This is a genomic window from Propionivibrio sp. (assembly GCF_016790145.1).
Lineage (GTDB): Bacteria > Pseudomonadota > Gammaproteobacteria > Burkholderiales > Rhodocyclaceae > Propionivibrio.
Genome location: NZ_JAEUOI010000196.1, coordinates 19,571 through 34,362, shown reverse-complemented (window position 1 = coordinate 34,362; position 14,792 = coordinate 19,571). Strand labels below are relative to the sequence as shown.

The window sequence follows — 14,792 nt, the reverse complement described above, 5'->3', positions numbered from 1 at the left end:
TCGATCAGGTGACCCAGCCCGATGATGATCAGCAGCGCATTCTCGATTTGCTGGGCGTTAAGCTCTAATCCCCCTGTAGCCACTCTGATGAAACAGTAAAATCGTCGTAAACCCTGCGGTACCAAAGGGTTTGGCTTGTCGAGGTAAACAAAGCGCGCTTAGTGAACCAGAAAAAATCAGATAATCCTGACACGCTTTTCAACTTTTCAAGGGGTCACTACTTCCGCCCGGACCAGTAGCCTGGGCGCCGTCTGTGATGCGCAACGGCGAGAATTCGAAGTTCCTCTACAGTGACTTGATAGATGATGCTGTAGGGAAACCGACGGAGGTAATATTGCCGGCGAGTACCACGAAATTCTCCACCTAGCAGAGGACTGGCCAGAACGAGATTGACCGTTCGTTCAAACTCCGTCACAAACGCCAGACCAAGATCGATATTGGCCTTAAGTGTATAAAACGCTGCTGCGTCGTGCAATTCGGCGAGCGCCGGTGGAGAAACGACGAGCTTCACTTCAGTGCTGCACGGACTTGTGCAAGCGCGTCAGCAATCGGAATGACTTGTGTCGATCCACTCTCGATGTCAGTAATTCTGCGCTCGGTTTCGATGGCCCACGCTTCCTCAATTTCGGCATCTTCGTCGAGACTGGCGAGCAATATCTGGGCGAAAGCTGCGCGCTCACCGGCTGTTAGTTTCAGTGCTTCGGCTTCGAGTATTTCAAGTTGATTTCCCATGGTTATCACCTCTGTAAATATGCTGCTGATTGTACAGCCGATAGGATAAAGCGCGCTTATCCGGTTCCCGCTTCGCCGACATAGCGTTTAACGAAGGCTGAGGTATCAAAAAAACGAGCATCAAGCCTCCCCGATCACCAGCCGGCTCCGCGCTCTTCGAGAATCATGCGAGTGATGGAGACGCCATCCAGCACCAGCGGTTGCGCCTTGCGCCGCTTCCATGAAGGAAGCCCGGCCATAACCGGAACGATGTCGGCAATGGGCTTCCCATTGCGCAACACGCGCACGGTTTCGCCTGCCGCAACGATGTCGAAATACTGCCTGGCGTGCTTGCGCACTTCGGTGAATGTCGCTTGTTTCATGGCAATCTCGATCTGTACAGAACGATGTAATTATGAATGTTCATTTTGACTGCTGCCAGCAATTCGGCATACCAGTGGGCTACGATACAATCTGCTGACATTGAAACTATCACCAGCGCACCCAGCCTTACACCAGGAGTCACCCATGCTAGATCTCCCCACGCTGACCGACCCCCATCGTTTTCAAGGTAACCCGGCTGACCTCGAGGCTTTCGAGGCTCTGCTCGCTTCGCCGATTCGCCATGAGCAACGCGAATCCGCGCTAGCCGCCTGGAGTGAATACAAGCTGCGGAAGCAAGCGCTGTTCGTCAGGCAACAACCCGGCAAACAAGGGCTGTGGACCAAGGGCGACTACATCCGCTCGCTGACTGCGCCGGCCATCGACCTGCGCGGGGCGACTTTTATCGATGTCTGCCTTGGCTATGCCGACCTGCGCGGCGCCCGCCTTGATGGCGTCACCTTTGCCACGCAGAACCGCCAATGGACGTCCTTGAAGGGTGCCAGACTGCAAAGTGCCAGCCTGCGTGGCGCGTGCATTTCGGGCGCTCGCCTGATGGAAGCCGATCTGCGCGGCGCCGACCTGACCGGGATCGACCTGCAGGATGCCGACCTCTCCGGCGCCAACCTTGCCGGCGCACGACTGCAGGATGCGAGGCTGCAGGGCAGCAATCTTTCGCGGGCCAATCTGGTCGGCGCCGACCTGCGCGGGGCGAATCTCTGCGGCTGCCGCGTCTATGGTGTTTCGGCCTGGGATGTGCAGATTGACGACAATGACGCCCTGCGCCGCGACCTGATCGTCACCCCCGGCGATCAGGCCGAAGTGGCGGTGGACAACATCGAGGTCGCGCAATTCGTGTACCTGCTGCTCACCAACCCGAAGATTCGTGGCGTCATCGATACCGTCTGCAAGAAAGGCGTGCTCATCCTTGGCCGCTTCACGGCCGAGCGCAAGGCGGTGCTCGACGCCCTGCGCGACGGCCTGCGCCAGCGCGGCTACGTGCCGATGATCTTCGATTTCGACAAGCCGGAACAGCGCGACCTGACCGAAACCGTCAAGACGCTGGCCGGCCTGAGCCGCTTCATCATCGCCGACATTACCAACCCGCGCTCCAGCCCACTCGAACTGCAGGCCACGGTACCCGACTATATGGTGCCGCTGGTGCCCATCATTGCCGAGCGCGAAGAACCGTTCCCGATGTTCAAGGACCTCTGGATCAAGTACAACTGGGTACTCGATCCGCTGGAATATCCCGATGGCCAGACCTTGCTGAAAGTACTCGACGCCGCCATCATCGCCCCGGCCCTGAAGAAGCACGCTGAATTGCTTGCGGCCAAGGCACAAGAACTGCGCACCCGCAAGGCTTCGGACTACGCGGGCGAGTAATCTGGCGCACCAGTCGCCCTGGATATAGCAGCCGGAACTTGATCTGACACTGATTGCAAGATGGAAACTCCGGTTCAAATTGAAACTGGCCTACGGATTTTCCTACAGCTCTGACCGTAACAGACTGGCTGCGGCCATTCGCCAGAAATGAAAAACGGGAACTGAAGTCCCCGTCTGATTAAACGATGAAAGCAGAACCTTACTTCTGCTTGCGGCAACGAGCAATGAAGCCCAGAAGACCCAGACCCGCCAATCAGTGCATTGGCCGCCTTCATGATGCGCACCGTCGAGCGTTAGTTCTGTTTGAGCTTGATCAGCTTGAGGTTCGGGTAATCGCGCGGCAGCCGTCTGAGCAGCTTGTTCTGGCAAGCGTTGGTGTTCTGATACTCATCAACCAGCAGATAGCGCAGACGGTTCTGCCACTTGCCGGGAATTTCCGGGTGATCCTCGCGAACCGGGATCCGCCAAACCAGCAGGGGGACGTCGAGATAGCGAATGGCTTCGCGTTGCGGGGGGATTGGGTAGTGAGTGTATCTAAAAGAAGTTGAACTCTTTCAAGATACCCCGAAAGGGAATCCGGCTAAAGGGGTTGCGTAGTACTTGTGGGTCGAAGCCGAGCAGCGGACGCACGGCAAAGCCACAATGGCTGCTTGCGAAATCAAGCTCAGCGAGTGCCATAGGTGCCCTTGTGGCATGAGTGCCATTGTGGAACTTCCGAATACCCGGATGCCGCTTCCCGGTGCAAGAAAGGCGGACGGACAACTCATTTCACGGACGACCTTAACCCGCTGGATATACCGCCGATCTTGACGAACATACCGACCCTTTGAGCGGATCAGCGCAGACCAACCTGATAATGCCGCACAGGCCAAGTGAAGCCAGAGAGCCCCCGTAGCGGGGTCAGAAGCGCCACTCCGCAAATTCAGGCGCCGCGCCGACGGCGACCCAAGGAAACACCCAGTACACCGAGACCCGCAAGGAAGAGCGCATAGGTCTCAGGCTCTGGAACGGGAGCGGTCAGCACGACATCGTCGAGCCTCGCGTAGTCGTTGCCACTGGTCTTGAAATCAGCATTGACGAAGACCCCTGTCAGTCCACCAAGGACTTTCGCAAACTCGGACGCAGACGGATGGGTCGAGTCCACTTTCACCCAACTTCCAGCATCCAGGGCAAAGGAAAAGTCCGTGAAGTCGCTGCCCGGACTGGCAAAAGGCCACGACGCCAATTTGATCGCGCCATCGGTGATGACCACGACAGGCCAGTTTGGCTGAGCGTCGCTCATGCTGTCGGAAAGCTTCAGACTCAGTGTGCCGCCCAGGAAACCCCCTTTGTCGCCGAGAAACTTGGCCGGCGCAGAAAACGCGTTCCACTTGTGGGTGTCGTAGGAGGCGATGAAACCGGCCGTATCCCAAGTTACGGTGCCCGGACCGGTCAACCCGAACAGGTCCACCGTTATCCAGCCCTCCGAATCCAAGGAAAAATTGGACAGCACTGGCGCAGGTGCGGCGAGAACTGCACCGGCAACGGCAAGAGCGTAGGCTGCAGCGATCGTTCGAATTGATTTCATGGAACTCTCCAATGGTTAGATACTACGCTTTTGATGCCCACCAAACCTGTTCAACAATGAAGTAGTTTCAATAGGCCGAATGGCAATTGGAAAAACTCGATCAGCATTTGACGCAACGGTGTCAATTCAATTTTCAGATGTTTTTTCGCTAAGTTAGGGAGGCTCAATGCATAAAAAGACCACGAGACCGAGAACAACCCTACCACGGTTAGACGCGAACGCTCAATAGTCCGAATGTACCAATTCTGCCATTGGCCCCCTGTGTCAGGGCACCAATGGGGCCAGAGACATTTCTTATTCCAGGGCAATAACGAATCACCTTAGTGAGCCAGAAAATGTCAAATGACTCTGACCCGCTATTCGGACCCGCTTTTCGCGCTCTCTTACGCGCAAGGGTGAGGCGGAATAGGTATTTCCTCATGGGATTGATGGCAAATTCGGCATCATTGACATTGGTGAAGCGGCTAAGGATACTTAAAAAAGTGCAGTTGAAATTCCTATCCTTTCCAGCCATGCTTCCTTCGATACTATCTCGCCGCCGCACGCACTGCCGACTGGCCATCGCAGCCTTCGCCCTTTGCTTGGCATGCGCCTCCGAAGCCAAGGAATTCACTTGGGAGTTCAAGCGTAATGGCGGCAGTGCCACCCAGACCTTTGACGGGATCGGCCCGCTCTTCACGTACTTCGTAACGCCGACCGCGTATCAGCCCGAACTGCTCGGCGAAGTCACCCTCGATACCATCTCCATCCTCGCTCCCGGTAGTGCGCTGAGCCAGGGCGGATTCTTCGACACCGAAATCTATTTCTACGGTCCGTCGAATTCCGGGCTGGCCGCTGGCCAAAAGGGCAACCAGGTCAGTTTCCCCGCCCAGCCAAGTTCCGGCGGGACATGGCAATTCGTCACCCGCTCCGATTCCGCTGGCACCCAGAACTTTGACGCCAACTTCGATTTCGAGACGAAGACCGGCTCGGCCAATTCTTTCCTCCATCTGGTCAAGAAGGCCGAACGCGGTCCCTTCGTCACCGATCCCGCACCGTCAATGATACCGGTCGGGCTTGGCGCGCAAATCCGAGTGTGGACGGCCGCAGCGCCCACCAATATCACCATCGACCAGTTCGAGGTCAAGGTTACCGGCGCCATCGTCCGCTACCAGATCGCACCGTTCGTCAACGACGGCACGATCGAAATCGAGAAAGACGACGACGCCTACAACAACCGGGTAGTGTTCAACGGCGGCACCATCCGGATTCGCGACAAACTCAACAATCGTGGCATTCTCGACAACGGCGGCAGCATTCTCATCGAAGAAGCGTCGCACCTTACCGAGCTTACCAACCGGGGCAGCCTCAACATGCTCCCTGCCAGCCAGATCGCCAACTCCGGTCGTCTGGTGAACGAAGCCGGTGGTTTGATCACCGGTGCCGCCACGATTGACAACATGGCCTCTTTCGCCGGCGACCCCTCGCCCATAGACCCAAACCTGCCGTTTTCCCGCGATCCAGGCTTTTTCAATCGGGGTACGCTTGACCTGGCCGCGAACGGCAAGGTGAATAACACTGTTGGTGCGAAGTTTGACAACACCGGCACCTTCACGGTTGGCCTGGACGCGACCTTCAGCAACGAAGGCAACTTTACCAATGGGACGGCGCATGCCACGGGCGGCACGCTCGTCAACGCGGGCAAAGTGGAACACTTAGGCGGAAGCTTCCTCAACTATGAGCGCATGGAAAGTCGCGGCCGTTTCATCAACAGCGGCACGCTCGACAACCAGGGTGTCCTGGATGTGCTCGAAGCGACAGGCCTCGGCAACTCGGAGTTCATCAACAGCGGCACGCTGAGGAACGGCATCAACGACGCCGTTTCGCTAGCAGACCCCGGTCGGGGCACGATCAGGGTGGAGGGCAGTTTCCAGAACGACGGCGTCCTCGACAACCGCTCGATCCTGGAGGTGCAAGGTGAGCTGCTCAACAACGGCCATCTCTGGAACGGTAATTCGGGAAATGTGAACGACGACGTCCACCTTCGGCTGCGCGGCCACATCGCCAACTCCAGCAGTGCCGAATTCACGAACCACGGCCTGGTGCAGGTCTCCGGTGGGTACTTCGAGAATCAAGGATCCGTTGCCAACCATGGCCGACTCGTCTTTACCGGCGACGGGGTCATAGGGGGAGCAGCGGGTAGCTTCTCCGGTGGCGTCGTTACCAACACCGGCACGGTACAAGTCGACGAAGGCGGTGCGATGCTGCAACTCGTGCGCTATCGTCAGACCGGCGCCAACGCGGTCACCATCGTCAACGGATTGCTGCAAGCCCAGACCGTCGAGATCGAAGAGGGCATCCTCAAGGGCCGCGACCGCGTCTCGACCATCCTGCTCACGGTAGGCGCCAATGCCACTGTCAATCCTGGCACCTCGCCTGGCACCCTAACCGTGTTGGGCTCGATGGTGATCGACGGCGTCCTCGAACTGGAACTCTCCCCCACGGCCAGCGACCACCTCGACGTGACCGGCACCCTGAACTTCAAGCAAGGGGCGACGGTGCGCTTTTCGTTCCTCGGCGGCCTGTTACCCGAGCCCGGTCGGCGCTTCTCGTTCGCCGACTACGTGACGACCAGTGGGGGCGTGTACGGCTTGGGACTGGTCACGTTCGACCTCGTCGGGCTCCCGGCTGGCTACGTCGGCGAGTGGGACGGTAGCGGCTTCACCTTGGCGGCTGTTCCGGAACCGCAGACGTATGCGATGCTTGGCATGGGGCTACTGGTCGTGGCGACCGCGACAAGACGGCGGTGGCGCATCGGCTCGATTCGCTAGCCCTGGCCGGCCCTCCCTCGGCGCAGTTGGGTGAGTGCCAGGGAGGGGGCCGCAGTTGCGAAGCAGATCACCTGCCTGGGCATAACGCTTGAACGCCGGGCTGGCACCAGCACTGCAAGTCAACCGCCTCCCTGGAACGAATCGAGTTCGGCAAGCACTGGCGCATGGTCCGAAGGCTACTCCAGCTTGCGCGGCGCGATGCATCCAGACTTGCAGCGCGGTGCGAGGGGGGAATACTGCCTCGCCAGGCAGTTTATCGTTACAAAATCAGTCTTGACCGGTGGTGAAACGGTCGAGGATACTTGGTGCCTTGCCTTTGCAACTCCTGTCATTTCCTCTCTGCTTGCCGATCTTTCTATCCTCCACATAAAGTGAAAAGAAGACCTCGCCTGCCCTGAGACCGAAGCCCCCCATGAACACCATGAGTCCCACGCCTTCCTCTGCCCCGGATCCCGGCACACGCTACGGCGGTGTCGCCATCGGCCTGCACTGGCTGATCGCGATCGCCATTCTCGGCAGCTTTTCGCTTGGTTTGTACATGTCCGATTTGCCGCTGTCACCGCAGAAACTCAAGTTCTACTCGTGGCACAAGTGGGCCGGGGTAACGATCTTTCTTTGCGTGCTGGTGCGCCTTGTCTGGCGCCTGTCGCACCGCCCACCCGAACTGCCCGACACCATTCCCGCCTGGCAGCGCAAGGTGGCCGCGGCGACGCACGTGCTGCTCTACCTGCTGATGGTCGTCATTCCGATCACCGGCTGGCTGATGAGTTCGGCCATGGGCTTTCAGACCGTCTATTTTGGCGTCCTGCCGCTACCGGATCTGCTGGTCAGGAATGACGAACTTGGAGAACGGCTACAGCAGGTGCACACCTTGCTCAACTACGGCATGGCGGCCCTGGTCGTCGCCCACCTTGGTGCCGCGCTCAAGCACCATTTCATTGACCGCGACGAGGTGCTGGCGCGCATGGTGCCCTTTCTCGGCAATAAACCAAGTCACGGAGATACCCGATGAACTACGCTTTTTCTGCATTGCTGCTTGGCGTGCTGGTCAGCGCAACAACGACCGCGAACGCCATCGAGTTCAATCAGGTGCAAACCGAAAAGAGCGCGCTGACCTTCGTCTCGAAGCAGATGAGCGTGCCGGTCGAAGGCCGGTTCAGGAGCTTTCGCGGCAGGCTCGCCTTCGACCCGGCCAAGCCCGCGGCGGCCTCCGCCGAACTGGAAATCGACCTGGTCAGCATCGATGCCGGCTCGAAGGACGCCAACGACGAGTTGGCCGGCAAGGCCTGGTTCAATACCAAAGTCTTCCCTGTCGCGAAGTTCGTCTTGACCTCGGTCAAGCCCTTGGGTGACAACCGTTTCGAGGTTGCCGGCAGGATGACGATCAAGGGCAGGACCCAGGACCTGACAGCCCCCGTCACGCTACGCCAGGAAGGCAACAGCGCCACCCTCGAAGGCAGCCTGGTTCTCAAGCGTGCCGACTATGCGATCGGCGAAGGCATGTGGGCCGACTTCGGCACCGTTGCCAACGAGGTCCAGGTCAGGTACCGTCTGGTGGCTACCGCCGCCGCAAAGTAAACGTTGCACTTTTCAATCAGGAGAAAGATCCATGAAAAAGCTCGCTTTCGTTGTTGCCGTCTCCAGCCTATGCGCATTTTCCGCCGCCGCGCTCGCCGCTCCCGAAACCTATGTGATCGATCCAAACCATACCGCGCCGCGCTTCGAATACAGCCATTACGGCTACACCAAACAGATGCACCGCTTTGACAAGAGCAGCGGCAAGATCGTCCTCGACCGTGCCGCGCAGAGCGGATCGGTGGAGGTGACGATTGACGCCACGTCGGTCAACACCGGCCTTGCGCTGTTCAACCAGATCATTCAGGGCGAAGACTTTTTTGACACGGCCAAGCACCCGAACATCAGCTTCAAGTCGAGCAAGGTCAGGTTCGATGGCGGGAAACCGGTCGCCGTCGAAGGCAATCTGACGATCAAGGGCGTGACCAGGCCGGTAACGCTGACCGTGACCTCCTTTAGTGCGAAGCCGAACCCCTTCGTCAAGAAGGACGCGATCGGTGCCGATGCGTTCGCCAAAATCAAACGCTCGGACTTCAACATGGCCAAGTACGTGCCGGATGTCAGCGACGAGGTCACCCTGAGCATCGCCGTCGAGGCCATCAAGGAGTGATGCCAGCAGGGCGACCGTGAACCGCCTGAAGCGCTGAGATAGCTCGTTGTTGGGGTTTATTCGGGCTCAAGCTGATCATTGAAATACCGTGGCCCGAGGCCAGGCTTCGCGCTCATTCGGGGATTGACCCGGAATCCGGTTTGTTTATCAAACTGTTCTTTTAACTTCTTGATCAGACAAACGAACTGGATTCCGGCTTGCGCCGGAATGACGGTGGACTGTTAGAACAAATTTAACCTGCGCCTGGCGTTCACCTCTTTGAACTGCTGTAGGTCATTGTTGTACGAGTCGGCCCGTTCTTCGTCGCTTATACAGTTAGATGCTGAGCAGAGGCCTGTAGCGCTGATTCCGACCTGATGCATCAACTGCTACCCTGAGTTTTATCTGTACAGGTACTGGCAGATCAGCATCACCACCAGCAGCACGGCAATCAGGCCGAGCAGGCGGTTTTGCCGGCGTTGGGCGGCGGCCAGTTCCCCGAGCAGAGGCGCCAGCTCAGTGGGCTTGTCGCGGTTCAGCGCCTGATGCAGCAGGCGCGGCAATTGCGGAAGGGTGCGCGCCCAGTTCGGCGCCTCCTGCCTGAACCCGCGCGCCAGCGCACGCCAGCCGATCTGCTCAGCCATCCAGCGTTCGAGGAAGGGTTTGGCGGTAGTCCATAGATCGAGGTTGGGGTCGAGCTGACGGCCCAGCCCCTCGATGTTGAGCAGGGTCTTTTGCAGCATCACGAGCTGCGGCTGAATCTCGACGTTGAAGCGGCGCGAGGTCTGGAACAGGCGCAACAGCGCTCGACCGAAGGATATTTCATGCAGCGGCCGGTCGAAGATCGGCTCGCAGACCGAGCGGATGGCCGCTTCGAACTCGTCGACGCGGGTATCGGCCGGTGCCCAGCCGGCCTCGATGTGCGCCATCGCCACGCGCTTGTAGTCGCGCTGGAAGAAGGCGAGAAAATTCTGCGCGAGATAGTTCTTGTCCACGTCGGTCAGCGTGCCGACGATGCCGAAATCGAGCGCGACGTACTTGCCGTGATGCACTTCGTCGGTGGCGACGAAAATATTGCCGGGGTGCATGTCGGCGTGGAAAAACCCGTCGCGGAAAACCTGCGTGAAGAATATTTCAACCCCGGCCCGTGACAGCGCCGGCAGGTTGATGCCGGCTGCAACCAGCGCTTCGATCTGGCTGATCGGGATGCCACGCATACGTTCCATGACCATCACCGTCGTCGTGCAGTGATCCCAATACACCCCCGGCACCAGCAGCAGCCTGGAATCGCTGAAGTTGCGGCGCAGTTGCGAACAGTTGGCCGCTTCGCGCATCAGGTCCAGTTCGTCGTAGAGATACTTGGCGAACTCGGCAACGACTTCGCGCGGCTTCAGGCGCTTGCCGTCGGACCAGATCTTTTCAAGCAGCCCGGCCAGCGTGTCGAGCAGGGCCAGATCGTGGTCGATCACGCCATGCATGTCCGGGCGCAGGATCTTGACCGCCACCTCATGGCCGCCATCCCTGGCGTGCAGCCTGGCAAAATGCACCTGCGCAACCGACGCGCTGGCTACCGGTATGGCGTCGAATTCGGCAAACACCTCGCTCGCCGGCCGGCCATAGGCCTGCTGGATTTGCGACAGCGCCAGTTCAGGAGAGAAAGGGGGAACGCGGTCCTGCAATCTGGCCAACTCGTCGGCAATATCGAGCGGCAGCAGGTCGCGGCGCGTCGACATCACCTGCCCGAACTTGACGAAGATCGGCCCGAGCGACTCCAGCGCCAGCCGCAGACGAACCGCACGCGGTGCATCAAGTCGCCGCCAGAAGTGCGCGAAGCGTGACAGCGCCGCCAGACGACCGCTGGGCTCGTGTTCGAAGACCATCTCGTCGATGCCATAACGACTGGCAACACTGACAATTTTGGCAAGACGGAAAATGCGCATGCAAAGACAATAGTAAAAAACGAAAGCGAGAGTTTATCCCGAATAGTGGCTTATGCTACTCTCGAATTGATCGTGAGCTGGTCTTGGCAACTCCGCGGATCGACTTCTTCTGTTTTTCGGACACTTCAAACCATGATCCTGATTGCCGGCAGCGGACAACTGGCAGCGGCTATCGAACAACGAGTGCGCGCCAGCGGCCATCCGGTTGAGCGGCTGCGTCCCTGTGGCGACGATGCAGACGGACTCGATCCGGCGCTTTGTCGACGTGCCGATGTGCTGGTGCTGGCCGCCGACGATGATGCGGGCAATGTCGACCTGGCGCTCAGGGCGCGGCGGATCAAGCCTGAACTGCGCCTCGTCGTGCGCCTGTTCGACACGGCGCTGGCCTCGTATCTTGGCGAGGCCATCCCCGATGTCAGCATTCTCAGCATGTCCCGGATTACCGCGCCGGTGCTGGCCGCCGCCGCCCGCCGCCTGCTTGATGAACCGTCTGCGCCTACCCGTACCAGGCACCGTCAGCACACCAGGTCAGCTCGGCCCTTCCAGGCGGACCGCATTCTTCTTGGCGCACTGCTCTGCCTTTTTCTCCTGGTTTTCCCGTCGGCCCTGTTTTTCTCCAAGGCGCTCGACCTCTCCTACATCGACGCACTGTATTTCGTGTGGACGACGGTCATGACGGTCGGTTACGGCGACATTTCGCTGCGCGACGCGCCGGCCGCAGTCAAACTCTTTGGCATGGCCCTGATGCTCGCCGGCGCCAGCTTCATCGCCGTGCTCTTCGCGCTGCTCTCGGACTGGGTACTGAGTCGTCGGCTCGACATGCTTTACGGACGAACCCGCGAGCGCGGCAACGGACACGTGATCATCGTCGGTGCCGGGAACATCGGCTTTAGTGTTGCCGAATTGCTGGCGGCCGATGGAATGCGAGTAGTCATCATCGAGCGTAGCGCCGACAGCCGCAATATCGCCGCGCTCCGGCTCGCCGGACACCACGCCATCATCGCCGATGCCACGCGCAGGGAAACACTCGAACTCGCCGCCCTCGAGCGCGCTGCACTGATCGTCACGGTCACCGAAGTTGACGCCATCAACCTGCAGATCGCCCTGCACGCCCGAGAGATGAACGTTCCGGTCATCATGCGCATGGCGTCGCCCGAACTTTCCGCCCTGGTCTGCGAGCGCGGTGACGGCATTGCCTTTTCGCTGATCGTCGAGGCGGCTGAGGCCTTCGCCCAGCAAGCAGTCTGCGCTTTGGGAAAGTCCGAATAAGAGCAAGGCGCATGCGAAAATCTTCGGCAACTGAATTTATTGATCTGGCCAGGTGAAGTTCAAATTCCGATCGGGCTGAACGCCTCGAAGTCTGCCCAATATGCATCAAGTTCGGGACGAACGGAGTTGAATCGCAGTCAGGTCGAAACGATAGTCCTTCTTCATGGTTGAACTAATGCTTGTGGCTACAAGACTGAAGGCTGAAGGCTGAAAGCAATATGATTACAGGCTGTGATCGGATCGCCATGCTGACCGTATCGTTGGTGCTGCCGGCCAGAAATCTCCGATTGACCGTGACTATCAGGGTCGGACATACTCTCGCTCGTGCCCTTGATTTTTCTATCCTTTCTTCGGTAGCACAGACCCATGGAAGCAGCCACATTTGACGTTTACAGTGGCACGTTAAATCAACCAGCCCTCCATTGGCGAAATTTTTGGCGGAGCAGTACAAGATCATGCCGTGCTGACAGAAAAGGGAAACCAAATGCCCGATGAAATTCATAAAGTGTTTTTCAGTTACTCCCGTAGCGATGCGGACTTCGTGCTCAAGGTCGCAAAAGCCCTGCGCAAGGAGGGAAGGCACATTTGGGTCGACCAGCTCGACATTCCTAAAGGTGGGCGTTGGGATGAAGAGGTTGAAAAGGCGCTGAAGGCGAGTAGATGCCTTTTGGTTGCACTTTCCCCGGCATCCTCTCAATCTCAAAACGTGTTGGACGAGGTGTCTTATGCACTCGACGAAAAAAAGGTGGTCATTCCCATTCTTCTGCAATCGGGCAACATCCCATTTCGTTTGAAGCGGCTTCAGTACATCGACTTCACGGGCGATTTTGATGACGCCTATCAGCAACTCATAGCGACGCTGAACGCGCTGTCCTCTCCGCTTGCAGTGCCTAGGGCTGATCAACCAGTGCAACCAAGCTTAGACAGTCCACCGAAAGCGGCGATTAGTGTTAAGCACGACAAACCGGAGTCTGGCAAACCGGTGGACGCAAATACTCCAATTGAAAGAGGGATCAGCGCACAGCGGCACTTTCCGATGAAGATCATCCCTGCTGTCATCGTGGTCTGCGTCGTGGCTATCGGATATGCACTGTTCGCCAACATGAAGAGTCGGCAGGAAGAGGCTGAGGCTTCTATTCGCACACATTCGCAGGCTGCTGTAGATTCGCTTACAACCCTTATGGAGACTAACAAGCAGGTGATGGCGACCGGCTCAGCAACCGGTTTGGAGACTCACAAGCAGGTGATGGCGGCGCTCATCACCGATTCGCAGGTGAATGATTTTGTCGGCCGCTACCTCGCTGCACAGAACAGCGCGAACGCAACCCAGTTGCTGCCTTTCTATGCCGACCGGGTTGACTACTACAATCAGAAGTCGGCAGACAAGGATTTCATACTCAAGGATAGACAAAACTTCTACCGTCGTTGGACCGAGGTGGACAACCGCCTGGTCAGCACAATAGATGTGCAACAGCCACAAGGCGATGGCACGGTGCAGGTGTCCTACACCATGCAATACCGGGTCACCAACCCTGCCCGTGCCGACAGCAAGTCTGGCGTGGCTCGGGAAGAGTTGCAACTACGCCTGACGAATGGCGATCTGACCATCGTGGCGCAACGAGAGAAGGTCTTGAGCACCGAGAAATAACATGCTGCGAACCGCATTTTATTGCCTGGCACTAAGCCTGTCGCTCGTTGCCGGCAGCGTGGCGCAGGCCTGCGAGCGAGGCGACTTCGTGATCGCCATCGACCCTGGACACACTCGTGCCAGGCCCGGCGCGATCAGCGCTCGCGGGGTACCCGAGGTGCAGCTCAACGAAAACCTGGCGCGATACCTGCTGGATGAACTTGTGCATGCTGGCTTTGCCAAGGCCTTTCTCACGAACAGGAACCAGGCATCGATCTCGTTGATTGATCGTGCGCTGTTGGCCAACGAGCGCAAAGCACAATTGTTCCTCTCGATACACCACGACTCGGCGCAAACGCACTATCTGTCCACCTGGACATATCTGGGAAAGCGCCGCCTTTACACCGACGACATCAAAGGCTACTCGCTATTCGTTTCTGAAAAAAACGGCGACGCCACTGGCAGCGTACGATTAGCGCACCTGCTGGGCAATCAATTGCGCAACGGCTGCTTTATCCCGACTTTACATCACGCCGAGAAGATCCCAGGCGAAAACAGAGAGCTTCTGGACGAGCAACTCGGTATTTACCGTTTTGACGATTTGGTGGTGCTCAAGTCTACCAGGATGCCGGCGGTACTCTTTGAAGCCGGTTTGATCGTCAACCGGCATGAGGAACTCCTCCTTCGAAGCTCAAGTTATCAAAAGAGGATTGCTGTTGCTCTCGCTAGCGCTGTTGTCGAATTTTGCGAAGGTGGATTGCCGCTCAGTTCGGACCAAACCCATTGGCAAACCCACTTCAATGAGCGGTGTAAGAATTGAGTTCCGTTAGAGAGTGCCCTGAACATTTGGGATAGACAGATCGGGAGCAAGATTCAAAGTGCTTAGCGACAAACGCGCATCACCCTTCATACTTCATTAAGCTGGAGGCGCAAAATC

Annotated in this window: 14 protein-coding genes; 8 read left to right on the top strand and 6 right to left on the bottom strand. The window is 58.1% G+C overall.

Annotated elements, in window-relative coordinates; all coding sequences use genetic code 11:
- Positions 1–217: 217 nt before the first annotated feature.
- From JNM42_RS16195 to JNM42_RS16185, 3 genes are all read right to left on the bottom strand, one after another.
- Positions 218–511 carry a type II toxin-antitoxin system RelE/ParE family toxin gene (locus JNM42_RS16195; protein WP_294272504.1) on the bottom strand — a complete coding sequence of 98 codons (294 nt, stop codon included), beginning with the start codon at positions 509–511 and terminating at the stop codon, positions 218–220.
- Positions 508–732 carry an addiction module protein gene (locus JNM42_RS16190; protein ID WP_294272502.1) on the bottom strand — a complete coding sequence of 75 codons (225 nt, stop codon included), beginning with the start codon at positions 730–732 and terminating at the stop codon, positions 508–510. The genes JNM42_RS16195 and JNM42_RS16190 overlap by 4 nt, the downstream gene beginning before the upstream one ends.
- 134 nt (positions 733–866) lie before the next feature.
- Positions 867–1,094: a type II toxin-antitoxin system Phd/YefM family antitoxin gene (locus JNM42_RS16185; protein ID WP_294272500.1), complete on the bottom strand. Its 228-nt coding sequence runs from the start codon at positions 1,092–1,094 to the stop codon at positions 867–869.
- 145 nt (positions 1,095–1,239) lie between these two features.
- Between JNM42_RS16185 and JNM42_RS16180 the strand changes: the two genes are divergently transcribed.
- Positions 1,240–2,478: a pentapeptide repeat-containing protein gene (locus JNM42_RS16180; protein ID WP_294272498.1), complete on the top strand. Its 1,239-nt coding sequence runs from the start codon at positions 1,240–1,242 to the stop codon at positions 2,476–2,478.
- A gap of 293 nt (positions 2,479–2,771) precedes the next feature.
- Here JNM42_RS16180 and JNM42_RS16175 read toward each other — a convergent pair whose 3' ends face one another.
- A complete protein-coding gene (locus JNM42_RS16175; RefSeq protein WP_294272510.1) occupies positions 2,772–2,939 on the bottom strand; it encodes a UvrD-helicase domain-containing protein in 168 nt (55 codons plus the stop codon).
- A 461-nt stretch (positions 2,940–3,400) separates the two neighbouring features.
- A complete protein-coding gene (locus JNM42_RS16170; protein ID WP_294272497.1) occupies positions 3,401–4,045 on the bottom strand; it encodes a laminin B domain-containing protein in 645 nt (214 codons plus the stop codon).
- A gap of 419 nt (positions 4,046–4,464) precedes the next feature.
- Here JNM42_RS16170 and JNM42_RS16165 point away from each other — a divergent pair, with 419 nt between their 5' ends.
- The 4 genes from JNM42_RS16165 (at position 4,465) to JNM42_RS16150 (ending at position 9,040) form a co-directional block, all read left to right on the top strand.
- On the top strand, positions 4,465–6,855 hold the full coding sequence (locus JNM42_RS16165) for a PEP-CTERM sorting domain-containing protein (RefSeq protein WP_294272496.1): 2,391 nt from the start codon (positions 4,465–4,467) through the stop codon (positions 6,853–6,855).
- A 412-nt stretch (positions 6,856–7,267) separates the two neighbouring features.
- The gene (locus tag JNM42_RS16160; RefSeq protein WP_294272495.1) at positions 7,268–7,867 is read left to right on the top strand and encodes a cytochrome b; all 600 of its coding nucleotides are present in this window, start codon (positions 7,268–7,270) and stop codon (positions 7,865–7,867) included.
- Positions 7,864–8,433 (top strand): YceI family protein, encoded by a 570-nt coding sequence (locus tag JNM42_RS16155; protein ID WP_294272493.1) that lies wholly within the window; start codon positions 7,864–7,866, stop codon positions 8,431–8,433. Before JNM42_RS16160 ends, JNM42_RS16155 begins: the two co-directional genes overlap by 4 nt.
- Before the next feature lie 31 nt (positions 8,434–8,464).
- Complete coding sequence (locus JNM42_RS16150) at positions 8,465–9,040, top strand: YceI family protein (protein WP_294272492.1); 576 nt, start codon at positions 8,465–8,467, stop codon at positions 9,038–9,040.
- Positions 9,041–9,420: 380 nt separating this feature from the next.
- Here the strand turns inward: JNM42_RS16150 and ubiB are convergent, their stop codons facing one another.
- A complete protein-coding gene (gene ubiB / locus JNM42_RS16145) occupies positions 9,421–10,959 on the bottom strand; it encodes a ubiquinone biosynthesis regulatory protein kinase UbiB (RefSeq protein ID WP_294272490.1) in 1,539 nt (512 codons plus the stop codon).
- A gap of 132 nt (positions 10,960–11,091) precedes the next feature.
- Between ubiB and JNM42_RS16140 the strand changes: the two genes are divergently transcribed.
- The 3 genes from JNM42_RS16140 (at position 11,092) to JNM42_RS16130 (ending at position 14,675) form a co-directional block, all read left to right on the top strand.
- Entirely contained in the window at positions 11,092–12,228 is a 1,137-nt protein-coding gene (locus JNM42_RS16140; protein WP_294272488.1) for a potassium channel family protein, read from the top strand.
- Positions 12,229–12,712: 484 nt separating this feature from the next.
- Positions 12,713–13,876, top strand: a complete 1,164-nt coding sequence (locus JNM42_RS16135) for a toll/interleukin-1 receptor domain-containing protein (protein ID WP_294272486.1) — start codon at positions 12,713–12,715, stop codon at positions 13,874–13,876.
- 1 nt (position 13,877) lies between these two features.
- Positions 13,878–14,675 carry an N-acetylmuramoyl-L-alanine amidase gene (locus tag JNM42_RS16130; RefSeq protein WP_294272484.1) on the top strand — a complete coding sequence of 266 codons (798 nt, stop codon included), beginning with the start codon at positions 13,878–13,880 and terminating at the stop codon, positions 14,673–14,675.
- Positions 14,676–14,792 lie beyond the last annotated feature (117 nt).